The organism is Brevundimonas abyssalis TAR-001 (genome assembly GCF_000466985.1).
GTDB lineage: Bacteria > Pseudomonadota > Alphaproteobacteria > Caulobacterales > Caulobacteraceae > Brevundimonas > Brevundimonas abyssalis.
In genome coordinates this window covers 1-23,779 of the sequence record NZ_BATC01000045.1, presented here as the reverse complement: position 1 = coordinate 23,779, position 23,779 = coordinate 1, and the positions used below count along the sequence as shown (strand labels likewise).

The window sequence follows — 23,779 nt, the reverse complement described above, 5'->3', positions numbered from 1 at the left end:
GCGGCGCCTCCAAGGAAAAGGTCACCGCGGCCTTCAAGATCATCACCGCCGATCCCAATGTGAAGGGCATCCTGGTCAACATCTTCGGCGGCATCATGCGCTGCGACGTCATCGCCGAGGGCGTGGTCGCCGCGGTGAAGGAAGTCGGTCTGAAGGTGCCGCTGGTGGTGCGTCTGGAAGGCACCAATGTTGAGCTGGGCAAGACAATCCTGAACGAATCCGGCCTGGCCATCACCGCCGCCGACGACCTGGACGACGCCGCCCAGAAGATCGTCGCGGCGGTGGGCTAGCCCCTCTCCGTAATCGTCCGCCGACTGACCCCCATTTCAGAGACCGCTCCCCAATGTCCATCCTCGTCGACAAGAACACCAAGGTCATCGTCCAGGGCCTGACCGGCAAGACCGGCACCTTCCATACGGAACAGGCGCTGCGCTACTACGGCACGAAAATGGTCGCCGGGGTGCATCCCAAGAAGGGCGGCGAGACCTGGCACGGCTCCGAGGAGGAGACCCTGCCCATCTACGCCAGCGTGGCCGAGGCGAAGGAGCGCACCGGCGCCGACGCCAGCGTGATCTATGTGCCCCCGGCGGGCGCGGCGGACGCCATCATCGAGGCCATTGAGGCCGAAATCCCCTTCATCACCTGCATCACCGAGGGCATCCCGGTGCTGGACATGGTGCGGGTCAAGGCGCGGCTGGAAAAGTCGAAGTCCCGCCTGCTGGGCCCCAACTGCCCCGGCGTGCTGACCCCCGAGGAATGCAAGATCGGCATCATGCCGGGCCAGATCTTCCAGAAGGGCAATGTGGGCATCGTCTCGCGCTCGGGCACCCTGACCTATGAGGCGGTGTTCCAGACCACCAACGAGGGTCTGGGCCAGACCACGGCCGTCGGCATCGGCGGCGACCCGGTCAAGGGCACCGAGTTCATCGACGTGCTGGAGATGTTCCTGGCCGACGACGAGACCAAGTCCATCGTCATGATCGGCGAAATCGGCGGCGCCGCGGAAGAGGACGCCGCCCAGTTCCTGATCGACGAAGCCAGGAAGGGCCGCAAGAAGCCCATGGTCGGCTTCATCGCCGGACGCACCGCCCCGGAGGGCCGCACCATGGGCCACGCCGGCGCGGTCGTGTCGGGCGGCAAGGGCGACGCCGGGTCCAAGATTTCGGCCATGGAGGCGGCGGGCATCCGCGTCTCCCCCTCCCCGGCCCGCCTCGGCTCGACCCTGATGGAAGTCCTCAAGGGCTGATTTCCTTGCGGGACTCCGCCCTAGGACGCCCCCGGCCGCAAGCCGGGGGCGTTTTTGTCCGGCAAAACGAAAAATATCCGCGTCTCGCCACCTTGCGGTCATGACCCGTAAGGAAACAGCGGTTATATGACCCCCGACGCCCCTCCCCATGCGCAGACGTGCGATCCGGGCCTTGAAGGGATGCGTCCGAAGGGACGAGAAGCGATACGATGGCGGACGATGCGGGTCGGCTGAACCAGGTCTTTGCCGAGACCTCCTTCCTTTACGGCGCCAACGCCGGGTTCATTGAAGAACTTCATGCGAAGTGGGCCGACAATCCCGCTTCGGTCTCGGGCGAATGGCGCGCCTTCTTCGATCAGCTGCGCGATCGCGCCGATCTGGTGAAGGAAGCCGCCGGGGCCGGGTCGTGGGGCCGCAAGCCCGTGACCGAGCCCACCGACGAACTGGGCGCCATGGACGGCCGCTGGCCCGCGCCCAAGGCGGATCCGAAGACGCCCGCAGCCAAGGCCGCCGCCCCCTCCGCCACCGCCCCTTCGGTCACCGGCGACGAAATCCGCGCCGCCGCCCACGACTCCATCCGCGCCCTGATGCTGATCCGGGCCTACCGCATCCGCGGCCACCTTCAGGCCAATCTGGACCCGCTGGGCATCGAGCCGCCGATCCAGAACCCCGAGCTGACGCCCGAGTTCTGGGGCTTCACCGAGGCCGACATGGACCGGCCGATCTTCATCGCCAATGTGCTGGGGATGGAGAACGCCACCCTGCGCGAGATCATCGCCATCCTGCGCCGGACCTACTGCGGCAATCTCGGCATCCAGTACATGCACATCGCCGAGCCGGAGGAGAAGGCCTGGCTGCAGGAGCGCATCGAGGGCCGCGACAAGGAAGGCAATGATCGCGAGATCACCTTCACCGCCAACGGCAAGCGCGCCATCCTGTCCAAGCTGATCGAGGCCGAGACCTTCGAGCGCTTCCTGCACAAGCGCTTCCCCGGCACCAAGCGCTTCGGCCTGGACGGCGGCGAGGCCATGGTCCCGGCGCTGGAGCAGGTCATCAAGCGCGGCGGCGCCATGGGCGTCGATGAAATCGTGCTGGGCATGGCCCACCGGGGCCGTCTGAACGTGCTGGCCGCCGTCATGGGCAAGCCCTACGAAGTCATATTCCACGAGTTCCAGGGCGGCAGCTCCATGCCGTCCGACATCGAGGGCTCGGGCGACGTCAAATACCACATGGGCGCCTCGTCGGACCGCGAGTTCGACGGCAACACCGTGCACCTGTCGCTGACCGCCAACCCGTCGCACCTGGAGATCGTCAATCCGGTGGTGCTGGGCAAGGCGCGCGCCAAGCAGGCCCACGACATCCGCGAGGCCAACGCCGGCAAGGCCGAGGCCGAATGGGCGCTGGACCGTTCCAAGGTCATGCCCCTGCTGATCCACGGCGATGCGGCCTTCGCCGGCCAGGGCGTGGTGGCCGAATGCTTCGCCCTGATGGGGCTGAAGGGCTACCGCACCGGCGGCACCATCCACTTCATCATCAACAACCAGATCGGCTTCACCACCAGCCCGCGGAACAGCCGCTCCTCGCCCTATCCCTCGGACGTGGCCCTGATGGTCCAGGCGCCGATCTTCCACGTCAACGGGGACGATCCCGAGGCCGTGGTCTTCGCCGCCAAGGTGGCCGCGGAGTTCCGCCAGATCTTCAAGAAGGACGTGGTGGTGGACATGTTCTGCTACCGCCGCTTCGGCCACAACGAGGGCGACGATCCCACCTTCACCCAGCCCCTGATGTATTCGAAGATCAGGGCCCAGCCGTCGACGCGCGAAATCTACGCCCAGCGCCTGATCGACGAGGGTGTGCTGACCCAGGAAGACGTGGACGCCGAGATCGCCGCCTTCGAGAAATTCCTCGATGAGCAGTTCGAGGCCGGCAAGGACTACAAGGCCTCCAAGGCCGACTGGCTGGACGGCCAGTGGAAGGGCCTGGGCCTGCCCGAGGGCGACGAGCGGCGCGGCGAAACCGGCATCCCCGCTGAGAAACTGCGCGAGTATGGCCACCGCCTGACCACCGTTCCCAACGATGTGGACATCCACAAGACGCTGAAGCGCGTCATGGACGGCCGCCGCCAGATGATCGAGTCCGGCGAGAACATCGACTGGTCCACGGCCGAAAGCCTGGCCTTCGCCGGTCTGCTGGACGAGGGCTTCCCGGTGCGCCTGTCCGGCCAGGACTCGGTGCGCGGCACCTTCAGCCAGCGTCACTCGGGCGTCATCGACCAGACCACCGAGGAACGCTACGTCCCCCTCAACAACCTGCGCGAAGGCCAGGCCCAGTTCGAGGTCATCGACTCGGCCCTGTCCGAGGAAGCGGTGCTGGGCTTCGAGTACGGCTACGCCCTGTCGGACCCCAATACCCTGGTCCTCTGGGAGGCCCAGTTCGGCGACTTCGTGAACGGCGCCCAGGTGGTGATCGACCAGTTCATCACCTCCGGCGAGCGCAAATGGCTGCGCATGTGCGGCCTGACCATGCTGCTGCCCCACGGCTACGAAGGCCAGGGACCCGAGCACTCCTCCGCCCGTCTGGAGCGGTTCCTTCAGGCCTGCGCCGAGGACAACATCCAGGTGGCCAACTGCACCACCCCGGCCAACTATTTCCACATCCTGCGCCGCCAGATGCACCGGCCGTTCCGCAAGCCGCTGATCATCATGACGCCCAAGTCGCTGCTGCGTCACAAGAAGGCGGTGTCGCCCCTGCACGAACTGGCCGAGGGCTCGACCTTCCACCGGGTGCTGCACGACGATGCCCAGACCCGGCCCGAAACGACGGACGTCAAGCTCAAGGCCGACAAGGACATCCGCCGCGTGGTGCTGTGCTCGGGCAAGGTCTATTACGACCTGCTGGAAGCCCGCGAGACGGCGGCAAAGGATGGCAAGGGCGTCGACGACATCTATCTGATGCGTCTGGAGCAGTTCTATCCGTGGCCCATGAAGTCGCTGATGACCGAGCTGGCCCGCTTCCCCGACGCCGAACTGGTGTGGTGCCAGGAAGAGCCCAAGAACATGGGCGGCTGGACTTTCGTCGATCCGTGGCTGGAGCTGACCCTCGACAAGCTGGACATCAAGGCCCGGCGCGCCCGATATGTGGGCCGTCCCGCCTCGGCCTCCACCGCCGCAGGCTGATGAGCCGACACCTCAAGGAGCTGGAGACCTTCCTCTCCGAAGCCCTCGCCTGAACCGCCCGCCCGACTTCGCCTGCCCGACCCATTTCGCCCGCCCGACCTCGCCCGACTGATCACGAAAGATACTGGACCTTCCCATGGCCGACATCCTCACCCCCACCCTCGGCGAATCCGTCTCCGAGGCGACCGTCGCCAAGTGGACCAAGAAGGCCGGCGACGCGGTGAAGAAGGATGAACTGCTGGTGGAGCTGGAGACCGACAAGGTCTCGCTGGAGGTCGTGGCCCCCGCCGACGGCGTGCTGGCCGAAATCACCGCCGGTGAAGGCGACACGGTCACCGCTGGCGCCGTGCTGGGCAAGGTCACCGAGGGCGGCGCGGTTGCACCTGCCAAGGACGCGCCCGCCAAAGACGCCCCCAAGGCGGAAGCCAAAGCTGAGGCCAAGCCTGCCAAGGCCGCCGGCAAGACCGAAACCATCGACCTGACCACCCCCACCATGGGCGAGAGCGTGGCCGAAGGAACCATGGGCGCCTGGCTCAAGAAGGCCGGCGACGCGGTGAAGAAGGACGAGGTCCTGGTCGAGATCGAGACCGACAAGGTGGCCGTGGAGGTCTCCTCCCCCGCCGACGGCGTGCTGGCCGAGATCACCGCCGAACAGGGCGCCACCGTCACCCCCGGTCAGGTGATCGGCAAGGTGGCCGCCGGCGAAGGCGCTGCCGCTGCCCCCTCGGCGCCCGCCGCCAACGCCGGCAGCGCCCAGGTGACCGACAAGGGCGGGGACGCCCCCCACCTGTCGCCCTCGGTGCAGCGCATCGTGACCGAGAAGAATCTGGATCCCAAGGCCATCGATGGGTCGGGCAAGGACGGCCGGATCCTCAAGGGCGACGCCCTGGCCGCCGCCGACGCCCCGAAAGCCGCGCCCGCTGCTGCTGCTCCGGCCCCCGCCGCCCCGTCCGCGCCCCGCGCCACGGGCCCGCGCGAGGAGCGGGTCAAGATGACCCGCCTGCGCCAGACGATCGCCCGGCGCCTGAAGGAATCCCAGAACACCGCCGCCCAGCTGACCACCTTCAACGAGGTGGACATGAGCGCGGTCATGGCCCTGCGCAGCGCCTACAAGGACAGCTTCGAGAAGCGTCACGGCGTCAAGCTCGGCTTCATGAGCCTGTTCGCCAAGGCCGTGGTCGCGGCCCTGAAGGAAATCCCGGCGGTCAACGCCGAGATCGACGGCACGGACATCATCTACAAGAACCACTATGACATCGGCGTGGCCGTGGGCACCGAGAAGGGCCTCGTGGTGCCTGTGCTGCGCGACGTCGACCAGCTCTCCCTGGCTGAAATTGAAAAGGGCATCGCCGGCCTGGGCAAGGCCGCCCGCGACGGCGACCTGACCCTGGACCAGCTGCAGGGCGGCACCTTCACCATCACCAACGGCGGCATCTACGGCTCGCTGATGTCGACGCCGATCCTGAACATGCCCCAGTCCGGCATCCTGGGCATGCACAACATCGTCCAGCGCCCGGTGGCGGTGAACGGCGAGGTGAAGATCCGCCCGATGATGTACCTCGCCCTCAGCTACGATCACCGCATCGTGGACGGCAAGGAAGCCGTGACCTTCCTGGTGCGCATCAGGGAAAACCTCGAGGATCCCCAGCGCTTCCTGCTGGACCTCTGATCCCCGACAGATTCCGTCAGTCGCCGCGCTGAGCCCGCCCACCTAGCGTCGCCCCATGCAGTGGGCGGCGTGGATGCTGGGGGCGGTCTATGGACTGGCCGGTTTGGCCGGCTGGCGACGCGCGCGCATGAACGCCCTGATGGACCGGGCCCTGGCGGGCATCACCCTCAAACCCGTTCCGCGCATCGAGCGTGTCGTGAGCGCCTGGCTGCATCTGGACGCCCTGCTGCTGGCCACTGCGGCGCTGGGCCTGGTTCTTTCCAACCGTTGGGGTGCGCTGATCGCCGTGATGGTGGTGATCGAACAGGGCGCATTCTGCCTGTGGTCCGAGCGGTTCTATCCGGCCAGCCACCCGGAGGACGTCAGGAACCGCGACGGGGCCATCATCGTGGTGGGGTTCTACGCCGCCCTTGCGGTTCTGGCCGTGGGCCTGTGGTGGATGGGTGTGCTATCCTGAGGCCATGTCCATCGAGGTCGGCCGCTTCCATGATCTGCACGAGGCCGAACTGGCCGCGGGCCTGCTGCGCTCGGCCGGCATCCGGGCCGAGGTGGCGGATCATCACCTGATCGGCATGGACCCGCTCATGCAGCGCGCTGTCGGCGGTCTTCGCGTCATGGCGCCCGAGGACGAAGCTTGGACGCCCGCGCCATTCTGGCCAGGGTTCAGTCGGGCGAGTTCATCTCAGGCGAGCCCGACGATCTTCCCGGGACCGGCGACCTCCCGGCGCGGGACCTGGGACTGGCGCTGGGCGTGCTGGCCGCACCCTGGGCGGCGGCGGGCATGCTGGGCGCCCGGCGCAGCGTCTCGGTGCGCCGCCGCTTCGCGCCCCTGGCCATCGTCCTGCTGGTGGCCCTGCTTATGGGCCTGCCGCTGGTGCTGCGGTTCTTGGCCTGACACCGCTTCGTCACCCGTTCGCCGTGATCGGACGTTAGGGACGGTCATGGCCCGTCTCATCCTGACCCTTCTGATCCTCGCCTTCGCCGCGCCCGCCTCCGCCCAGGCCTTCCAGTCCGAGCGCATCGCCGTGACCGCAAGGGGCGCCGGTCCCGACGTCATCCTGATCCCCGGCCTGGCCTCCACCCCCGCCGTCTGGGATGACACCGCGCGGGCGCTGCAGAACCGCTACCGGGTGCATGTGGTGGCGGTGAACGGTTTCGGCGACACCGCGCCGGGCGCCAATGCCCGCGGCCCGCTGACCGCCGCCATCGCCGATGAGCTGCGCCGCTACATGGCCGAGCAGGAGCTGGAGCGCCCCGCTGTCATCGGCCACTCCATGGGCGGCCAGATCGCCCTGAAGATGGCCGCCGACGCGCCCGGCCGCGTGGGCCGGGTGATGGTGGTCGACGCTTCGCCCTTCTTCCCCTCCCTGATCAACGCCCGGGCCACCGCAGCCGATGTGGCGCCCATCGCCGAGGTGGCGCGCACCGCCGTGCTGTTCCTGGGCGACCAGGTGTTACGGCAACAGGCTGGCGCGGTGGGCGAGCGTCTGGGCGGGGCGACCGACGCGGTGGTGCACGCCATGGGCTGGCAGGGCGGCGACCGGCGCGTGCTGGCCCAGGGCATCTATGAGGTCATGACCACCGATCTGCGCGCCGACCTGGCCCGCGTCATCGCTCCGGTCACCGTGGTCTATGGCTGGAGCGACGCCACCGACAGCCCGCGCCATCAGGTGGACCAGGGCTTTCGTCAGGGCTTCCTGCGTCTGCGGCGCGCCGCCCGCTTCGTGCGCATAGAGGGCGCCCAGCACATGGTCATGATCGACCGCCCCCGACAGTTCATGGCGGCGGTGGAGCGGTTCCTTGCTCAGCCTGCGGCCAGCACGTCCAGCACCGCCCGCCCGTAGCGGTCCAGCTTGCCCTGCCCCACCCCGGACACCCGCGACAGGGCGTCCAGCGAGCCGGGCTCGGTCATGGCGATCTCCAGCAGGGTGCGGTCCTGAAAGATGACATAGGGCGGCACGTGCTGTTCCGCGGCCCGGTCGCGGCGCCAGGCGCGCAGCACCTCGAACCGCTCGCGCACATCGGCCGGCAGGGTCTCCAGCACCGCAGCGCGGCTCTGACGGCCACCCCCCGCACCCCTCTGGCGCGGATTGCCCGAACGGGTGGTGGGATCGTGGCGCAGGGGCACGCGGGCCACCTCCACCGTGCGCTCGCCCCGATACACCCCGCGCACCGCCTCGGGATCGCCCAGCCGCAGGAGCGGCTTGCCCTCGTTGGGATCTTCCTCCAGCAGGCCCTCGAACAGCAGATGGTCGATCACCTCGCGCCAGCCGTTCGGCGAGATGTCGGCGCCCACGCCCCAGGTGGACAGGGCGGTCTCCCAGCCCTGCACATCCTTGGTGCGGCCGGTCAGATGGTCGATGACCCGGCCCCGGCCGAAGCGCTGGTCCAGCCGCTGGACCGCCGCCAGGGCCTTTTGCGCCTGCACGGTGGCGTCATGGGTCTGGGGCGGATCGAGGCAGACGTCGCACTGGCCGCAGGGTTTCGCGTCGGTCTCGCCGAAGTAGCGGCGCACCGCCTGGGGCCGGCAGGCGGCGCCGTCCAGCATGGCGAACAGCTGGCGCACCTTGCGCACCTGCACCTGCTTGACCGTCTCGTCCATGGGCCGGCCGTCGAGGCGGCGCAGGGCCCAGGCGATGTCGGAGGGGCCGTACAGGGTGACGCCCTCGGCCGGTTCGCCGTCGCGGCCCGCCCGGCCGATCTCCTGCCAGTAGGCCTCGAGGCTGCCCGGCGGATCGGCGTGGATGACGAAGCGCACGTCCGGCTTGTCCACCCCCATGCCGAGGCGATGGTGGCCACCATCACCGCCCCGTCCTCGGCCAGGAACCGCTCCAGCCGTTTGTCGCGCTCGGCCGGCGCCATGCCCGCGTGATAGGCGATGGCGTGCACGCCCGTCTGTCTCAGCTGGTCCGCCAGCCGCTCGCAGCCGTCGCGCGAGCCGCAATAGACCACCCCCGACTTGCCGCTTCGCTCGCCCACCAGCTCCACCACCCGCGCGTCGGTGCGGGCCCGCGAGCCGTTGACCTTGCGCTCGGCGATCAGCTGCAGATTGGGCCGGTCGAAACTGTCCACGAAAACGGCGGCGTCGGACAGGCGCAGGGAGGCCAGGATGTCGTCGCGGGTCCGCGCATCGGCGGTGGCGGTGACTGCGATGCGGGGCACGCCGGGGAACATCCCGGCCAGCCGCCCCAGATCCCGGTAATCGGGGCGAAAGTCATGGCCCCATTGGGACACGCAGTGCGCCTCGTCGATGGCGATCAGGGCCAGCGGCAGGCTGGCCAGCCGATCGATCATGTGGGGCTGGGCCAGACCTTCGGGCGACACATAGAGCAGATCCAGCTCGCCCGCCCGCGCCGCATCCCAGATGGCCGAGCGGTCCGTCAGCGACACGCCGGAATCCAGTCGCGCGGCGCGCACGCCCTGCTGCTTCAGCGCCTCCACCTGATCGGTCATCAGGGCGATCAGGGGCGAGACGACAAGGCCCAGACCGGGGCGCAGCATGGCGGGGATCTGATAGCAGACGCTCTTGCCGCCGCCGGTGGGCAGCACCGCCAGCACGTCGCGCCCGGCCAGAACCTGCTCCACCACGGAGGCCTGTAGCCCGCGGAAATCCGCGTGGCCCCAGACCCGTTCCAGAGTCTCGCGGGCGCGCGCCATGTCGGGCGCGGCGGCGGGCGGGGGGGATTCGGCGAGCATGGAGCGCTTGTGCCCGATGCGGGCGGGGGTGTCACGGCGGCGGGACGGATCATCCCCATCGCTTCGCAGGCGGCGGCGGACCGGCTATAGCGCGGCCATGACCAGCATTCTCTATGGCCGCCCCCCGGCGGTGTTCGATCCGCCCGCCGACGCCGTCCAGACCTCGCCCCTGATCCCCGGCTCGGCCGATCTGGCGGAGGTTTCGGCCGGATCGCTGGATGCCGCCACCATCCTCGCGCCCCCCGGCGTGCTGGAACGGCGGTATGTGCTGGCGCTGGCCCTGCAGGCGCTGAAGCCGGGCGGGCGGCTGGACGTCATGGCGCCCAAGCTCAAGGGCGGGTCGCGCCTGGGCAAGGAGCTGCGCGAGTTCGGGCTGGAGCCCGTCGAGAGCGCCAAGGCCCACCACCGGCGCTGTGAGCTGGTGCGGCCCCGGGACGTCACCGGGCTGGACGCCGCCATCGAGGCCGGGGCGGCGCGCCGTGTGCCCGGGCTGGACGCCTGGTCCCAGCCGGGCGTGTTCGGATGGGACCGCATCGACGGCGGCACGGCCCTGCTGGCCGCCAGCCTCCCGGCTCTGAAGGGCGCGGGTGCGGACCTGGGCTGCGGTTTCGGCGCCCTGTCCACCGTGGCGCTGGCCTCGCCCGCCGTGACCAGCCTGGACATGATCGATCTGGACCGGCGGGCGGTTGAGTGCGCGCGGCGCAATGTGGAGGACCCTCGCGTACGTCTGCACTGGGCCGACGCCCGGACAATGGACCTGACGGAGCTGAACTTCGTGGTCATGAACCCGCCGTTCCACGACGGCGGGGCCGAGGACAAGGCGCTGGGTCAGGCCTTCATCCGAAAGGCGGCGGCCATGCTGAAAAAGGGCGGCGTGCTGTGGATGGTGGCCAACCGCCACCTGCCTTACGAGGCCGAACTGAACGCCGCCTTCGCAAGGGTCCGGCCCGTGGCGGACAAGGGCGGCTACAAGGTGTTCGAGGCGGTGAAGTGAGCAAGACCCAGACGTCCCGTATCGACAAGCTGCTGTCCAACATGGGCTACGGGTCGCGCACCGAGATCGGGCGGCTGGCGCAGGCGGGCGGCATCGTGCTGGACGGCGTGGACGTGGCGGATGTGTCGAAACGCATCCCCGTGACCCCTGACCTGTCGCAGCGCATGCAGATCGATGGGGCGCCGCTGGACCCGCCGCCGGGTCTGGTGCTGCTGCTGAACAAGCCGCTGGGCATGACCTGTTCCCACAAGGAAGACGGGGCCCTCGTCCACGACGTCCTGCCCGACCGCTGGCGCCGGCGCGACCCGGCCATATCCACCATCGGGCGACTGGACAAGGACACCTCGGGCCTGCTGCTGCTGACCGACGACGGGGACTTCCTGCACCGTGTGATTTCGCCCCGGCGCCATGTGGCCAAGGTCTATCGCGCGACGCTGGCCCGGCCGCTGGCGGGGACCGAAGGCGCCCTGTTCGCCTCGGGCGAACTGATGCTGGAGGGCGAGGCCAAGCCGCTGGCCCCGGCGGAGCTGGAAATCATCACACCCACCGAAGCGCGGCTGACGGTGACCGAGGGCCGCTATCATCAGGTGCGGCGCATGTTCGCCGCCGTGGGCAACCATGTGGAGGCCCTGCACCGTGAGCGCGTCGGCGGCCTGACCCTGCCCGACGATCTTGAGCCGGGTCAGTGGCGGCTGCTGGCGCCGGACGAGGCGGCGCGGGTGTTCGACTGACGCTTGCCGCCCGGCGCGGCTCGCGTATCAATGCCCCATGACAAAAGAACGAGAGGGGCGGCGGGGGCGGCCTCTTCTGATCCTGGCCCTGATCATTCTGCTGCTGCCGCTGGGCGGGGTGCTGATGCACGCCGTGGCGCCGCCCCCGACCACCCTGCTGATGCTGACGCGGGTGATCGAGGGCGAGGGCGTCGACTATCGCTGGCGCTCCCTGAACCACATCTCGCCCCATCTGGTGCGGGCGGTGATCGCGGCCGAGGATTCGCGCTTCTGTTCGCACCGGGGCTTCGACATGGAGGCCATCGAACAGGCGCTGGAGCGCAACCGGCGCGGCGGTCAGGTGCGCGGCGGCTCCACCATCAGTCAGCAGACCGCCAAGAACGTCTTCCTGTGGCCCCAGCGCAGCTGGGTGCGGAAAGGACTTGAGGCGGGCTACACCGTGCTGATCGAGACGGTCTGGCCCAAGCGCCGCATCATGGAGGTCTATCTGAACGTGGCCGAGTGGGCGCCCGGGGTCTACGGCGCCGAGGCGGCGGCCCGGCACTGGTTCGGCGTTTCGGCGGCCGATCTCAGCGCCTCCCAGGCGGCGCGGCTGGCGGCCATCCTGCCCAGTCCGCGCCGCTATCAGGCCGCCAGTCCCGGCCCCTATGTGCGTCGTCGCGCAAGCCAGATTCAGGCCGCCATGGGCACCGTCCGCAACGATGGTCTGGCGAACTGCGTTCTGGATTGAGACCCTGACGGCCGAGGCTTGACGGGACGCACGGCGGCGCTTCCCATGCGCGCCATCAAAGGGGCCGGCTCAGGGCTCCATGAAGGAGATCAAGATGAAACGCCTGCTGATGGCCGCGACGGCGGCCTGCGCCCTCACCACGGGCCTCGTCGCCTGCGCGAGCATGGAGGCCCAGGCGCAAGGCCCGGCGCCCGCCCCGACCGCCGCGACCAGCGCCTTCCCCGCCACGCCGGAGGGCGCGCGCGCCTTCGTGCTGGACGCAGAAGCCCGCCTCACGGACGTGGCCGAATACGCCGCGCGCGTGGCCTGGGTGCGCAACACCTACATCATCCACGACACCATGTGGCTGGAGGCCCGGGCCAACACCGAATACACCGAGCTGGGCGTCGAGCTGGCCAACGCCGCGGCCCACTTCAACGATGTGGACGCCGATCCCGAGACCCGCCGCAAGCTGGACATCCTGCGCCAGGGCCTGACCATGCCGGCCCCCAACCGCCCCGGCGCGGCGGCTGAACTGGCCGAGATCGCCACGCGCCTGGACTCCACCTACGCCACAGGCCGCTTCGAATACCAGGGCCGCCAGCTGACCCTGAACGAGGCCGAGGAGATCATCGCCGAATCCCGCGATCCGGAAGTGACCCGCGCCATGTACGAGGGCTGGCGCACCATCTCTCCCGGCATGGCCGAGGACTACGCCCGGCTGGTGGAGGTCGCCAATGAGGGCGCGCGCGAGCTGGGCTACGCCGACACCGGCGCCATGTGGCGCTCGGGCTATGACATGGACCCGGACGCCTTCGCCGCCGAGACCGATCGGCTGTGGGCCCAGGTCCAGCCGTTCTACGAGAACCTGCACTGCTATGTGCGCGCCCGCCTGAACGAGCGTTACGGCGACGAGGTCCAGCCCGCCACAGGCCCGATCCGCGCCGATCTTCTGGGCAACATGTGGTCCCAGCAGTGGGGCAACATCTATGACGTGGTGGCGCCCGCCAACCTGCCGGAATCCACCGTCGACCTGACCGAGCTGCTGGTGGCGGCGGACTATGACGCCGAGCAGATCGCCCGCACATCCGAGCGGTTCTACACCTCCATCGGCCTGGACCCGTTGCCCGACACCTTCTGGGAGCGGTCGCAGATCACGCGACCCGAGGGGCGCGAGGTGGTGTGCCACGCCTCGGCCTGGAACCTGGACAATGTGGACGACCTGCGCATCAAGATGTGCACGCGGGTCAACGCCGAAGACTTCCAGACCATGCACCACGAGCTGGGCCACAACTATTACCAGCGCGCCTACAACCAGCAGCCCTTCCTGTTCCGCAACGGCGCCAACGACGGCTTCCACGAGGCGATCGGCGATTTCGCGGCCCTGTCGGCGGCCACGCCCACCTATCTGAGCCAGATCGACCTGCTGGACACCGTCCCCGGCGAGGAGGAGGACATCACCTTCCTGCTGCGCATGGCCATGGACAAGATCGCCTTCATGCCGTTCGGCCTGATGGTCGATCGCTGGCGCTGGGACGTGCAGTCGGGCGCGACGACGCCGGCGCAATACAACGATGCCTGGTCGGCCAATATGCTGCGTTATCAGGGCCTGGTCCCGCCCGGACCGCGCCCGGACAACGCCTTCGACCCCGGCGCCAAGTACCATGTGCCCGGCAACGTGCCCTACACACGCTACTTCCTGGCCCACATCTACCAGTTCCAGTTCCACCGCGCGGCCTGCGACATCGCCGGCTGGGACGGGCCGCTGCACCGCTGCTCGGTCTACGGGAACGAGGAAGTGGGTCGGCGCTTCAACGCCATGATGGAGATGGGCATGTCCCAGCCCTGGCCCCGGGCCATGGAAGCCTTCACCGGCTCGCCCGAGAACGACGCCACGGCGGTGGCCCAGTATTTCGCCCCGCTGGACACCTGGCTGACCGAACAGAACCGCGGCCAGGACTGCGGCTGGGAGGCCTGACGGATCATCCCGTCCGCCTTCGCCCGGGCGGACGGGACACCCTTTTTTTCGGGATGGGTGACGGGCGTTAACCCAGCCCGTTGAGCCTTTTCTTTACCTGGATCGTCCATTCTCGGCGTCTGACGCGGACATGAGGTCCGCCACGGATGCGGGGGTTCCGGCGCATGGCGACGCGGCTGGGCGGTTTCACGCGTTTGATGCGCAGCTTCGCGCGCGCCCGGCACGGCGGCGTGGCGATGATGTTCGCCCTGGCCCTGCCGGTGCTGGCCATGACCGCCCTGGTGGGCGTGGACGTGCACCGCATCTCCACCGTGCGCGCCAATCTACAGGACGCTCTGGACGCCGCGGCCCTGGCGGCCGCCCGGTCATCCCACATGGACGACGCCGGCATCACGACCGTAGGCATGGCCGCCCTGCGCGCCAACCTTCAGGCCTATCCCCAGATCGCCCTGCGCGAGGACCTTACAACCTTCCACCTGACCGAAGACGGCGCGGTGATCGCGAACTCCAAGGTGGACGTGGACACCCTGGTGGCCAACATCTTCCTGCCCCCCTACGGCCAGGTCCTGGAGGATCAGGTGCAGGTGGGCGTGGAATCCGAGGTGCTCCGTTCGTCCACCAATCTTGAGGTGGCCCTGGTGCTGGACATCACCGGGTCCATGGCCGGCAGCCGCATCGCCACCCTGCGCGACTCCGCCACCGAGCTGGTGGAGCTGGTCGTGCAAACCCAGCAGACGCCCTACTACTCCAAGGCGGCGATCATTCCGTATGCCATGGGCGTGAACCTCGGCTCCATGGCCAACGCCGCGCGCGGAACACCGCCGTCCAGCCGCAACATCACAGGCGCCGCCTGGTCCACCGGATCCACCCGGACGATCTCCGCGATCTCGAAGAGCAACAGCCGCATCACGGTCACCTCCAACGGCCACGGCTTCCAGACCGGCGACTTCGTCTATGTCTGGGACGTGGGCGGCATGACCCAGATCAATGATCAGGCGTTCCGGGTCCGGCGCGTGAACACCAACACCTTCCGCCTGCAGACCGCGTCCGGCCAGGACATCAATCCCTATCCTACGGAAATTACTGGGGCAACGGCCGGGTTGTGGAGTGCCAGCGCAACGACTGCGCCGTCACCATCACCTCGAACAACCACGGGTTCCAGAACGGCGGCCAGGTCCGCATCTTCAATGTGAACGGCCTGAACACCCTGAACGACACGACCTACGTCGTGGCCGACCGCACGGCCAACACCTTCGTGCTGTCCGGCTCGAACCCGCGCGGCCAGAGCTATTCGTCCGGCGGCACGGCGTGGTGCGCGGATTATGGCTGCCAGTACTTCACCTACACCGGTCGATGGGGCGCGGAGCGGACCAGCCAGATCAGCACCTGCGTCAGCGAACGGACCGGGGCCGACGCCTACACCGACCGCTCGCCCGCCGAGGCGCGTGTGGGGGCCAACTATCCGATTCCCGGCAACAACTGCCCGTCCAACGCCCTGGTCCCCCTGACCAGCGACCGCACCTATCTGACCCAGCAGATCGGCCAGCTTACGGCGGGCGGCTCCACCGCCGGACAGGTGGGGCTGGCCTGGGGCTGGTACGCGGTTTCCCCCAACTTCAACAGCCTGTGGCCCAGCACCATGAACCGCGCCGCAGCTTACGGCTCCAACAACCTGCTCAAGGTCGTGGTGATGATGACCGACGGCGAGTTCAACACGCCCTACTGCGACGGCGTCATCGCCCAGAACGCCGGGGCCGGCAGCGGCGACACCAACTGGCACAACCGCTGTGACGCCCAGAACGGCAGCCCCTTCCAGCAGGCGGTGGAGCTGTGCGACGCCATGAAGGATGAGGACATCATCATCTATACGGTGGGTCTGGACGTCGCCAACGCGAACGACGACACCCCCAATGTGGTGGACACCGCCCGTGAGGTCATCGAGTCCTGCGCCACCAGCGCGGATCACGTCTATCTGCCCAGCGGCGACACCGACCTGCGCGAGGCCTTCCGCGCCATCGCCCGCAGCATTTCGGACCTGCGCATCGCCCGCTAGAGCCTTTGAACGGGACCGAAATCTGAGCCCGGTCGGAAGGCGTCCGACTGAACCGATTTCGGTCTAGAGCAGCCGGATCTCGCGCAGGCGCTGCAGCAGATAGTCCTCGGCCGTGATCCCTTCCGGATAGCGATCCGGATTGTCGGCCGAGACGCAGCTGTCCAGGGTGCGGATTTCGTATTCCGGCTCGAAATGCAGGAAGAACGGGGTGGAGTAGCGCGAGAAGCCGCGCCGCTCCGGCGCCGGATTGACCACCCGATGGGTGGTGGACGGCAGCACATGGTTGGTCAGGCGCTGCAGCATGTCGCCGATGTTGACCACCAGGCGCCCGGCGGCGGCGCGATGGACAGCCACCGTCCGTCCCGGTCCAGCAGTTGCAGCCCCGCCTCCTCGGCGCCCAGCAACAGGGTGATGACGTTGATGTCCTCGTGGGCTCCGGCCCGCACGCCCGGCGCGTCGGCTGGCACCGGCGGATAGTGCAGCAGGCGCAGCACCGAATTGCCCAGCGCCACCTTGTCGGCGAAGAAGTCGTCGGGAAGTTCGAGGTACCGCGCGATGGCCCGCAGCAGCTTGCCGCCCAGGGCGTCCAGCGCCTGGAACATCCCGTAGACGTGGGCCTCGAAGGTCGGGACCTCGGCGGGCCAGACGTTGTCCCGCATGTATTTGCGGTAGGGGTGCCCTTCAGGCAGTTCGCGCCCGGCGTGCCAGAATTCCTTCAGGTCCACGGCCTTGGCGTCCTTGGCCGCCTCGACGCCGAAGGGCGTGTAGCCGCGCGCCCCGCCGGTGCCGGGCTGGTGATAGGCCCGCTTGACCCCGTCGGGCAGGGCGAAGAAGGCCTTGGCGTCGTCCAGCGCCGCCCCGATCACCGCCTCGTCCAGCCCGTGGTCCGCCACCACGCGAAGCCGTAGCGGGCGAAGGACGCCCCCAGGTCGTCGGCAAAGCCTGAAATTCCGCATCGAAGCGGGTCATGGAGACGGGAATGATGGCGCTGTCGGTCACGGGAAATCTCGCGGAGGTGAACGAAGGCCGTCTTACGCCGTTCATCATCCCGATGGCAAAAGGTCGTTATGGCTTCGCTTCAAGCGGCCGCACCGGAACCTTGGCCTTTCGCCAGGCGTTCCAGTGGCTGGGTCACTCAAGAAACCCTGGAAGGACTACCCTCATGAACATCAAGATGATCGCCGGCGTCAGCGTCGCGGCCCTGCTGGCCGCCGCCTGCACCACCACCGACCCCTATCGCACCGACGCGCCGCGCAACAACACCGCGACGGGCGCCATCGCCGGCGCGCTGGGCGGCGCCGTGCTGGGCTATCTGACCAACACCAACAATTCCGAAGAGGGCCGCAAGAACGCCCTGATCGGCGCCGGCGTCGGCGCCCTGGGCGGCGCGGCCATCGGCCAGTACATGGACCGCCAGCAGCGCGCCATGGAGGCTGAACTGTCCGGCTCCGGCGTCGGCGTGGCGCGTCAGGGGGACAACCTGGTGCTGCGCATGCCCGGCGACGTGACCTTCCCCACCAACAGCGCCGACATCAACCAGCGCTTCCATCCCGTCCTGGCGGACGTGGCGCGGGTCATGAACGAGTATGACCGCTCGGTGGTGGACATCATCGGCCACACCGACTCCACGGGCGGCGACCACATCAACCAGCCCCTGTCGGAACGGCGCGCGGCATCGGTGGCCCAGTTCCTGATCAGCGAAGGCGTGATGCGCGAGCGCCTGTACGTGGCGGGCGCCAGCTCGCGCAATCCGATCGCGTCCAATGACACCGTGGACGGCCGCAGCCAGAACCGTCGCGTCGAGATCCTGATCCGGCCGCTGACGGCGAACTGATCAACACAGTTGCGTGAAAATGGCGAAGGCGGCGGGAAACCGCCGCCTTTTCCTTTGGTTGCGCTTGCGAAGCAGCCCGCGCTCATGCTGTTCTGAATCCAGCGTTCGCCCATGGGCGAGCCCGGAGGCGGCATGGATCACCACAACGATGACGACGATGTCTGGGAGGGCTTTCGCCTGACCGGCGTGGCCGTGGTCTCCGCCTTCATCGTCGCCGCCCTGGTCATCGGCGCGGGCGGCGCCGTCCTGCCCGCCCTGCTGGACGAGCCTGACGCCGCCCCCGTGCTCCGGGCCTCGATCGACCGCTAGGCGCTAGACCGCCTCCACGCACATGGCCACGCCCATGCCGCCGCCGATGCACAGGGTGGCCAGGCCCTTCTTCGCGCCGGACCGCTTCATCTCGTGCAGCAGGGTGGTCAGCACCCGCGCGCCCGAGGCGCCGATGGGATGGCCGATGGCGATGGCGCCGCCGTTCACGTTCACCCTGGCGGTGTCCAGGCCCAACTCCTTCACCACGCACAGGGACTGGGCGGCGAAGGCTTCGTTGGATTCGATCAGGTCCAGATCGCCCACGGACCAGCCCGCGTTGGCCAGCGCCTTCCTCGACGCCGGGATCGGGCCCGTGCCCATGATGGCCGGATCCACGCCCGCCGTGGCCCACGATGCGATGCGCGCCAGCGGCTTCAGCCCGCGCTTGGCCGCCTCGTCCGCCGTCATCAGCACCACCGCGGCGGCGCCGTCGTTCAGGCCCGAGGCGTTGGCGGCGGTCACCGACCCGTCCTTGGCGAAGGCGGGGCGAAGCTTCTCCATGGCCTCGATGGTGGCGCCGTGGCGGATGTACTCGTCCTTGTCGACCACCACGTCCCCCTTGCGGGTCGAGATCGTCACCGGCGCGATCTCGTCGTCGAATTTGCCGGCCTTCTGGGCGGCCTCGGCCTTGTTCTGGCTGGCCACGGCGAAGGCGTCCTGGTCGGCGCGGGCGATGGACCACTTGTCGGCGATGTTCTCGGCGGTCTGGCCCATGTGATAGCCGTTGAAGGCGTCCCACAGACCGTCCTTGATCATGGTGTCGGTGAACGACAGGTCCCCCATCTTCTGGCCGTTGCGCAGATTGGCCGCGTGGGGCGCCTGGCTCATGCTCTCCTGCCCGCCGGCCACCACGATCTTCGCGTCGCCCGCCGTGATCTGCTGCAGGCCCAGGGCCACCGCGCGCAGGCCCGAGCCGCACAGCTGGTTCAGGCTCCACGCCGGCGACTCCACCGGCACGCCCGCCGCCACAGCGGCCTGACGGGCCGGGCCCTGACCGGCGCCGGCCTGCAGCACCTGGCCCATGATCACCTCGTCCACCTCTTCGGGCTTCACGCCCGCGCGCTCCAGCGCCGCCTTGATGGCCACGGCGCCCAGTTCATGGGCCGGCAGGGAGGACAGTGCGCCGAGGAAGGAGCCGACGGGGGTGCGGGCGGCCGAGACGATGACGATGTCGGACATGGGATTTCACTCCGGGAGGAATTTCAGTGTGGCGGTTCTGCCTCAACGGGAGCGTTTCGTCACCCGAAAGCCGTCGATTCAGCGGATCGTCACCATGTCAGGGCCATGCTGGGCGGGAACAATAGGCGCGTTTCGCCGCTTGAAAAGGTCATGCTCATGTTGTTCCGCCGCTTCGCCACGCACATCCGCACGCCCGACGAGCAGGACATGGCGGAGCATTACCGCACGCGCGCCGAGCGGCTGGCGGACAAGTGGGTGCACATCGTCGGCCTGGCCCTGGCGGCCGTCGGCGGAGTCATCCTGGCGGTGCTGTCGGCGGTTTACGGCGGAGTCGGCACGGCTATGGCCACGGCGATCTACGCCCTGTGCCTGATCGCCATGCTGACCTGCTCGACCGTCTACAACCTGACCCACCCCTGCGCCGCGCGCCCGGTGCTGCGGCGCATGGATGAGGCGGCCATCTTCCTGATGATCGCCGGCAGCTACACCCCCTTCACCGTCCTGCGGTTCGAGGGCGCCTGGTCCATCGGCTTCACGCTCCTGGTGTGGGGTTTCGCCCTGGCCGGGGTGTTCGCCAAGATGCTTGCGCCGCGCATCTCCGACGCCTTCTGGAGCGGGGTCTATGTGCTGTTCGGCTGGCTGGCGGTGTTCGCGCTCAAGCCGATGATCGAGACCGTCCACCCCGTGGCCCTGACCCTGCTGGTGGCGGGCGGGCTGATCTACACCGCCGGGGTCTTCATCTTCATCAACCAGCGCGTCAAGTTCCGCCGCGCCATCTGGCACGGCTTCGTGGTGGCCGGGGCCGGAACCCACTGGGCCGCGATCCTCGTGGGTGTCGTTCTGGCGCCCGTCTGAGCCATTTCGCAATGCACTGGCGTCCGGCGCCGCGCTGCGGGATAATGCCCCGTTCGAAAAACAACAGACGGTGACAGCGTGGCGGACACCCAACCGGAAGTCGGCAAGAAATCCAGCAAGGCCCAGACCGGCAAGGGCGACAGGTCTGGGGGCGACACCGTCGTCATCAAGAAATACGCCAACCGGCGTCTCTACAACACCGCCACCAGCGCCTATGTGACGCTCGAGGATCTGGCGGCCATGGTCCGCGAGGGCGTCGACTTCGTGGTCTATGACGCCAAGACCAGCGACGACCTGACCCGTCAGGTCCTGACCCAGATCATCTTCGAGGAGGAAAGCCGGGGCGAGGCCCTGCTGCCGGTCCAGTTCCTGCGCCAGCTGATCGGCTTCTACGGCGGCCAGATGCAGTCGGTCCTGCCCAGCTATCTGGAGCTGTCTCTCGATAATTTCGTGCGCCAGCAGGAGCAGTTCCGCTCCCAGTTCTCGCGCGCCTTCGGGGCGACGCCGGGTGTGGGCATGTTCGACGAGCAGGTGAAACAGAACATCGCCATGTTCGAGCGGGCCATGAAGATGTTCACCCCCATGGCCTATGCGCCCAAGGTCGAGCCTGAGAAGCCCGCCGAAGCCGCGCCCGCCGCCGGCGACGCCGCCCTGAACGAGATGCGACGCCAGATGGAGGAGATGCGCGCCCAGCTGGACCGTCTGGCCGGGGCCCAGACCGGGGAGCCCGGCAGGAAATGACCGGTCCGGTGCGCCCTGTCGGCCCGGTTGAGCCGCGCGGCCCCCAGCGCCGCACCGGCGACCGCCGTCAGGGGGACGAACGGCGCGACGGCGAGCCGCGCCCCGCGCGCGCCCTTGTGCCCTCAGATGACCAACCCGCGCCCGCCGACGAGCCCGCGCCCGCGCCAAAGCCGCCGAACCCGGTCCAGCCTTCGGTCTTCGCCGCCCAGATGATCGGCCAGACCGGGGCCCGCAAAGGCCTCAAGGGGGGTCCGCCGGTGCTGGACGCCGCGCGCGGCAGCTATCTCGGGACCGAATATTCTGGGTCCGGCGACCGGCGCCCGAAACCCGGAAAGACCACCCGCACCGACATCTGATCCAACGCCCGGTCTGGCCCGGTCCTTGCAGTCCTGAACGGAGACCTCCGCCTTCAGGGACTGCCGACCATGACCGCCCTCGCCGCCCGCGCCTTTGACGTTCTCGCCGTGGCCCTGGTTTTCCTGGCCTTCGGCTGAGCCGGGATCAGCCCGCAGCCGTGCCGATGTCGAAGTCCTTGCGCGCGCTGATGATGGTCACGATGAACCCGGCCAGCACGTCCAGCAGCACCATCACCGTGATCAGGAAGAAGGTCGAGGTCGCGAATCCGCGCAGCAGCAGGAACGCGATCAGGCAGACCACGAACAGGATCATCGACAGGGCGTGATTGATGATCGCGATCTTCTGGCTGGACGTGGATTTCAGCAGCTCGAAGAACAGCAGGATCAGCGAGAACAGGATCAGCAGATCCCCAGGCCCGACGGTCCAGGTGGCGCCCGAGGTCATGGGAATGGTGAACAGCGAGTCCCTGAGCGCGGCGTCGGCGCCGGCGGCGGTGAATCCTCCATCCATGCCGAAGATCACGATCAGGGTGTAAAGCAGCACCGGAATGGCCAGCAGCGGCAAGGCGATCAGCATGGTCGTCCCCCTCGGATCGTTTCAGGTCAGGCGCGGCGGCGCCCGTTCATAAGGGTTAATACCGCCGTTCGATCCGTTTCGCCACGGCTTCGCTTGTGACGCGAGGAAAGGATTTCTGGAGACGGCGGGCGCGGGCGTGATACAGGAACGACGATGCAGCGACCCGACCTTGACCGCCTGATCCTCGGCTGGCGCGGCCCGGCGCTGGCGGCCCTGATCGCTCTGATCGCGGGTCTGCCGGGCCTGATCATGACCCCCGTGCTGGACCGCACCGAGGCGCGCACGGCCCAGGTCAGCGCCCGCATGCTGGAGCGGGGCGACTGGATCGACACCCGCGCCGACGACCAGGACCGCATCCGCACCGCCGTCGGCCTGCACTGGTTTCAGGCCGCCGCCACCGCCCTGACCTCCGACGTCCAGGACCGCGACATCCGCCCCTACCGCCTGCCGTCCCTGCTGGGAGCGATGCTGGCGGCCTGGGCCTGCGCCTGGGGGGCGTCCGTGCTGTTCGGCGCCCGCGCCGGGTTCCTGGCCGGGGCCCTGCTGGGCGGCGCCTTCCTGATGTCCACCCTGGCGGGCGTAGCCAGGCCAACGCCCTGCTGGCCGGTCTGATCACTTTGATGATGGCGGCTTTGGCGCGCCTGTATGTGCTGGCCCGCGAGGGCGAGGCGGAGGCCTCGGCCAGCGGCGGGCCGCCGCCCCGCCTGCCCCGGCCCCTGAAGCTGGTCGTCTGGGGCGCGCTGGGCGGCGCGATACTGGTGGGCGGCCTGACCGCCCCGCTGGTGGTCGGCCTGGCGCTGGTCACCCTGGCCTGATGGATCGGCGCTGGGCCTGGATGCGACGGCTGGGCTGGCTGAGCGGCCTGCCCCTGCTGGCGCTCATCCTCGGCCCCTGGGCCATCGCCGCCACCGTCTCCACAGACGGCGAGGTCTGGCGCCACGCCCTGAACGACAACATCCTGGCCCGGATCATCCGCGGCGAGGCGGACTGGGGCCTGCCCGGGCGGCATCTGCTGCTGGCGCCCCTGCTGCTGTTCCCCCTGACCCTGATGCTGCCCGCGGCCCTGGAGACCGGCCTGACCCGCCGGGCCGAGCCGGGGGTGCGCTTCGCCGTGGCCTGGCTGGTTCCGGCCTGGCTGCTGTTCGAACTGGCGCCCGACCCCATGTGGCACCAGACCTTGCCGCTGTACGGCGCCGTGACCTGGCTGGCGGCCGCGTCCCTGACCCGTCCTCTCAGCCGGGTCTCGCGCTGGGCCGGCACGGCGCTGGCGGTTCTGGGCGGGGTCTATGTGCTGGGCGCGGCCCTCTACGCCCTGTCCGAGTTCGGCGGCGAGGCGTCCCAGGCCTGGGCCACGCCCACCATCGGCCTGACCCTGGCGGCGGCGGCCATCGGCGGCTTCCTGCTGTATCACCGCATGGGGGTGGCGGCGGTCCTGATCTCGCTGGCCCTCGGCATCCTCGCCCACGCCAGCCTTGCGGGCCTGATGCGCAATCTGGAGCCCCTGTGGGTCTCGCCGCGCCTCAAGGCCGCCATGATCGAGACCGGCCTGCACCCGGTCGAGGGGCGCCTGCCCGGGCCGGTGGCGGTGACCGGCTACAGCCAGCCCAGCGTGCTGTTCCTGTTCGGCTCGGCCGCGCGCATCACCGACGAGGCCGGGGCCGCCGCCGCCATCGCCG

The 23,779-nt window shown here is 68.9% G+C and carries 20 protein-coding genes and 5 pseudogenes; 21 read left to right on the top strand and 4 right to left on the bottom strand.

All coding sequences use genetic code 11. The annotated features are described in order from the left end of the window. The 7 genes and pseudogenes from sucC to MBEBAB_RS10880 form a co-directional block, all read left to right on the top strand. A pseudogene (gene sucC / locus MBEBAB_RS10910) lies at positions 1-290 on the top strand (succinate--CoA ligase subunit beta); the annotation flags it as partial. Between the two features lie 53 nt (positions 291-343). Next, positions 344-1,246 carry a succinate--CoA ligase subunit alpha gene (gene sucD, locus MBEBAB_RS10905; protein ID WP_021698049.1) on the top strand — a complete coding sequence of 301 codons (903 nt, stop codon included), beginning with the start codon at positions 344-346 and terminating at the stop codon, positions 1,244-1,246. Between the two features lie 209 nt (positions 1,247-1,455). Next, positions 1,456-4,475: pseudogene (locus MBEBAB_RS10900) on the top strand (2-oxoglutarate dehydrogenase E1 component). Between the two features lie 83 nt (positions 4,476-4,558). Then, the gene (gene odhB, locus MBEBAB_RS10895; protein WP_021698047.1) at positions 4,559-6,091 is read left to right on the top strand and encodes a 2-oxoglutarate dehydrogenase complex dihydrolipoyllysine-residue succinyltransferase; all 1,533 of its coding nucleotides are present in this window, start codon (positions 4,559-4,561) and stop codon (positions 6,089-6,091) included. A 55-nt stretch (positions 6,092-6,146) separates the two neighbouring features. After that, positions 6,147-6,548 (top strand): hypothetical protein, encoded by a 402-nt coding sequence (locus MBEBAB_RS10890; RefSeq protein WP_148291511.1) that lies wholly within the window; start codon positions 6,147-6,149, stop codon positions 6,546-6,548. A gap of 177 nt (positions 6,549-6,725) precedes the next feature. Then, a complete protein-coding gene (locus MBEBAB_RS10885) occupies positions 6,726-6,986 on the top strand; it encodes a hypothetical protein (protein ID WP_021698045.1) in 261 nt (86 codons plus the stop codon). Between the two features lie 46 nt (positions 6,987-7,032). Beyond that, on the top strand, positions 7,033-7,935 hold the full coding sequence (locus tag MBEBAB_RS10880; protein ID WP_021698044.1) for an alpha/beta fold hydrolase: 903 nt from the start codon (positions 7,033-7,035) through the stop codon (positions 7,933-7,935). Here the strand turns inward: MBEBAB_RS10880 and recQ are convergent. Further along, a pseudogene (gene recQ, locus MBEBAB_RS10875) lies at positions 7,896-9,787 on the bottom strand (DNA helicase RecQ). The gene MBEBAB_RS10880 and the pseudogene recQ sit on opposite strands and share 40 nt — an antisense overlap. A 97-nt stretch (positions 9,788-9,884) precedes the next feature. Between recQ and MBEBAB_RS10870 the strand changes: the two are divergent. The 6 genes from MBEBAB_RS10870 (at position 9,885) to MBEBAB_RS15230 (ending at position 16,252) form a co-directional block, all read left to right on the top strand. Continuing rightward, positions 9,885-10,781 carry a class I SAM-dependent methyltransferase gene (locus tag MBEBAB_RS10870; protein WP_021698042.1) on the top strand — a complete coding sequence of 299 codons (897 nt, stop codon included), beginning with the start codon at positions 9,885-9,887 and terminating at the stop codon, positions 10,779-10,781. After that, positions 10,778-11,512 carry a pseudouridine synthase gene (locus MBEBAB_RS10865; RefSeq protein ID WP_021698041.1) on the top strand — a complete coding sequence of 245 codons (735 nt, stop codon included), beginning with the start codon at positions 10,778-10,780 and terminating at the stop codon, positions 11,510-11,512. The genes MBEBAB_RS10870 and MBEBAB_RS10865 overlap by 4 nt, the downstream gene beginning before the upstream one ends. A gap of 37 nt (positions 11,513-11,549) precedes the next feature. Continuing rightward, positions 11,550-12,242 carry a monofunctional biosynthetic peptidoglycan transglycosylase gene (gene mtgA, locus MBEBAB_RS10860; RefSeq protein WP_021698040.1) on the top strand — a complete coding sequence of 231 codons (693 nt, stop codon included), beginning with the start codon at positions 11,550-11,552 and terminating at the stop codon, positions 12,240-12,242. A 94-nt stretch (positions 12,243-12,336) separates the two neighbouring features. Then, on the top strand, positions 12,337-14,199 hold the full coding sequence (locus MBEBAB_RS10855; protein ID WP_045319223.1) for a M2 family metallopeptidase: 1,863 nt from the start codon (positions 12,337-12,339) through the stop codon (positions 14,197-14,199). A 197-nt stretch (positions 14,200-14,396) separates the two neighbouring features. Beyond that, entirely contained in the window at positions 14,397-15,392 is a 996-nt protein-coding gene (locus MBEBAB_RS15235; protein ID WP_158332140.1) for a TadE/TadG family type IV pilus assembly protein, read from the top strand. Next, positions 15,302-16,252 (top strand): vWA domain-containing protein, encoded by a 951-nt coding sequence (locus MBEBAB_RS15230; RefSeq protein WP_052516791.1) that lies wholly within the window; start codon positions 15,302-15,304, stop codon positions 16,250-16,252. Before MBEBAB_RS15235 ends, MBEBAB_RS15230 begins: the two co-directional genes overlap by 91 nt. Before the next feature lie 63 nt (positions 16,253-16,315). Here MBEBAB_RS15230 and MBEBAB_RS10845 read toward each other — a convergent pair. Continuing rightward, a pseudogene (locus MBEBAB_RS10845) lies at positions 16,316-17,208 on the bottom strand (isopenicillin N synthase family dioxygenase). Positions 17,209-17,414: 206 nt separating this feature from the next. Here MBEBAB_RS10845 and MBEBAB_RS10840 point away from each other — a divergent pair. Beyond that, on the top strand, positions 17,415-18,086 hold the full coding sequence (locus MBEBAB_RS10840) for a YiaD family glycine zipper/OmpA-like lipoprotein (RefSeq protein ID WP_045319219.1): 672 nt from the start codon (positions 17,415-17,417) through the stop codon (positions 18,084-18,086). Positions 18,087-18,197: 111 nt separating this feature from the next. Then, complete coding sequence (locus MBEBAB_RS10835) at positions 18,198-18,395, top strand: hypothetical protein (protein ID WP_045319218.1); 198 nt, start codon at positions 18,198-18,200, stop codon at positions 18,393-18,395. A gap of 3 nt (positions 18,396-18,398) precedes the next feature. Here MBEBAB_RS10835 and MBEBAB_RS10830 read toward each other — a convergent pair whose 3' ends face one another. After that, positions 18,399-19,574: an acetyl-CoA C-acetyltransferase gene (locus MBEBAB_RS10830; protein ID WP_021698032.1), complete on the bottom strand. Its 1,176-nt coding sequence runs from the start codon at positions 19,572-19,574 to the stop codon at positions 18,399-18,401. A gap of 150 nt (positions 19,575-19,724) precedes the next feature. On the opposite strand from MBEBAB_RS10830, the gene trhA reads away from it, so the two are divergent. The 3 genes from trhA to MBEBAB_RS10815 all read left to right on the top strand — a co-directional run bounded on the left by trhA (position 19,725) and on the right by MBEBAB_RS10815 (position 21,526). Beyond that, positions 19,725-20,429 (top strand): PAQR family membrane homeostasis protein TrhA, encoded by a 705-nt coding sequence (gene trhA, locus MBEBAB_RS10825; protein ID WP_045319222.1) that lies wholly within the window; start codon positions 19,725-19,727, stop codon positions 20,427-20,429. A gap of 78 nt (positions 20,430-20,507) precedes the next feature. After that, the gene (gene phaR, locus MBEBAB_RS10820) at positions 20,508-21,170 is read left to right on the top strand and encodes a polyhydroxyalkanoate synthesis repressor PhaR (protein ID WP_021698030.1); all 663 of its coding nucleotides are present in this window, start codon (positions 20,508-20,510) and stop codon (positions 21,168-21,170) included. Beyond that, positions 21,167-21,526 carry a hypothetical protein gene (locus MBEBAB_RS10815; RefSeq protein ID WP_021698029.1) on the top strand — a complete coding sequence of 120 codons (360 nt, stop codon included), beginning with the start codon at positions 21,167-21,169 and terminating at the stop codon, positions 21,524-21,526. The genes phaR and MBEBAB_RS10815 overlap by 4 nt, the downstream gene beginning before the upstream one ends. A 145-nt stretch (positions 21,527-21,671) precedes the next feature. On the opposite strand, the gene MBEBAB_RS10810 is transcribed toward MBEBAB_RS10815, so the two are convergent. Further along, positions 21,672-22,103, bottom strand: a complete 432-nt coding sequence (locus tag MBEBAB_RS10810; RefSeq protein WP_021698028.1) for a hypothetical protein — start codon at positions 22,101-22,103, stop codon at positions 21,672-21,674. A gap of 153 nt (positions 22,104-22,256) precedes the next feature. On the opposite strand from MBEBAB_RS10810, the gene MBEBAB_RS15225 reads away from it, so the two are divergent. The 3 genes and pseudogenes from MBEBAB_RS15225 to MBEBAB_RS15215 form a co-directional block, all read left to right on the top strand. Beyond that, the gene (locus MBEBAB_RS15225) at positions 22,257-22,715 is read left to right on the top strand and encodes an ArnT family glycosyltransferase (RefSeq protein ID WP_021698027.1); all 459 of its coding nucleotides are present in this window, start codon (positions 22,257-22,259) and stop codon (positions 22,713-22,715) included. 8 nt (positions 22,716-22,723) lie between these two features. Next, positions 22,724-22,918 carry a hypothetical protein gene (locus tag MBEBAB_RS15220; RefSeq protein ID WP_021698026.1) on the top strand — a complete coding sequence of 65 codons (195 nt, stop codon included), beginning with the start codon at positions 22,724-22,726 and terminating at the stop codon, positions 22,916-22,918. Then, a pseudogene (locus MBEBAB_RS15215) lies at positions 22,918-23,779 on the top strand (ArnT family glycosyltransferase); the annotation flags it as partial. The gene MBEBAB_RS15220 and the pseudogene MBEBAB_RS15215, both read left to right, overlap by 1 nt.

Excerpts from the sequence above, each read along its gene's own strand:
- MBEBAB_RS10880 (WP_021698044.1), top strand. The coding sequence starts at position 7,033 with ATGGCCCGTCTCATCCTGACCCTTCTGATCCTCGCCTTCGCCGCGCCC.
- MBEBAB_RS10830 (WP_021698032.1), bottom strand. The coding sequence starts at position 19,574 with ATGTCCGACATCGTCATCGTCTCGGCCGCCCGCACCCCCGTCGGCTCC.
- MBEBAB_RS10855 (WP_045319223.1), top strand. The coding sequence starts at position 12,337 with ATGAAACGCCTGCTGATGGCCGCGACGGCGGCCTGCGCCCTCACCACG.
- MBEBAB_RS15225 (WP_021698027.1), top strand. The coding sequence starts at position 22,257 with ATGCAGCGACCCGACCTTGACCGCCTGATCCTCGGCTGGCGCGGCCCG.
- MBEBAB_RS15235 (WP_158332140.1), top strand. The coding sequence starts at position 14,397 with ATGCGCAGCTTCGCGCGCGCCCGGCACGGCGGCGTGGCGATGATGTTC.
- trhA (WP_045319222.1), top strand. The coding sequence starts at position 19,725 with ATGCTCATGTTGTTCCGCCGCTTCGCCACGCACATCCGCACGCCCGAC.
- sucD (WP_021698049.1), top strand. The coding sequence starts at position 344 with ATGTCCATCCTCGTCGACAAGAACACCAAGGTCATCGTCCAGGGCCTG.
- odhB (WP_021698047.1), top strand. The coding sequence starts at position 4,559 with ATGGCCGACATCCTCACCCCCACCCTCGGCGAATCCGTCTCCGAGGCG.
- MBEBAB_RS10890 (WP_148291511.1), top strand. The coding sequence starts at position 6,147 with ATGCAGTGGGCGGCGTGGATGCTGGGGGCGGTCTATGGACTGGCCGGT.
- MBEBAB_RS10870 (WP_021698042.1), top strand. The coding sequence starts at position 9,885 with ATGACCAGCATTCTCTATGGCCGCCCCCCGGCGGTGTTCGATCCGCCC.
- MBEBAB_RS10840 (WP_045319219.1), top strand. The coding sequence starts at position 17,415 with ATGAACATCAAGATGATCGCCGGCGTCAGCGTCGCGGCCCTGCTGGCC.
- MBEBAB_RS10815 (WP_021698029.1), top strand. The coding sequence starts at position 21,167 with ATGACCGGTCCGGTGCGCCCTGTCGGCCCGGTTGAGCCGCGCGGCCCC.
- MBEBAB_RS10835 (WP_045319218.1), top strand. The coding sequence starts at position 18,198 with ATGGGCGAGCCCGGAGGCGGCATGGATCACCACAACGATGACGACGAT.
- mtgA (WP_021698040.1), top strand. The coding sequence starts at position 11,550 with ATGACAAAAGAACGAGAGGGGCGGCGGGGGCGGCCTCTTCTGATCCTG.
- MBEBAB_RS15220 (WP_021698026.1), top strand. The coding sequence starts at position 22,724 with ATGATGGCGGCTTTGGCGCGCCTGTATGTGCTGGCCCGCGAGGGCGAG.
- MBEBAB_RS10810 (WP_021698028.1), bottom strand. The coding sequence starts at position 22,103 with ATGCTGATCGCCTTGCCGCTGCTGGCCATTCCGGTGCTGCTTTACACC.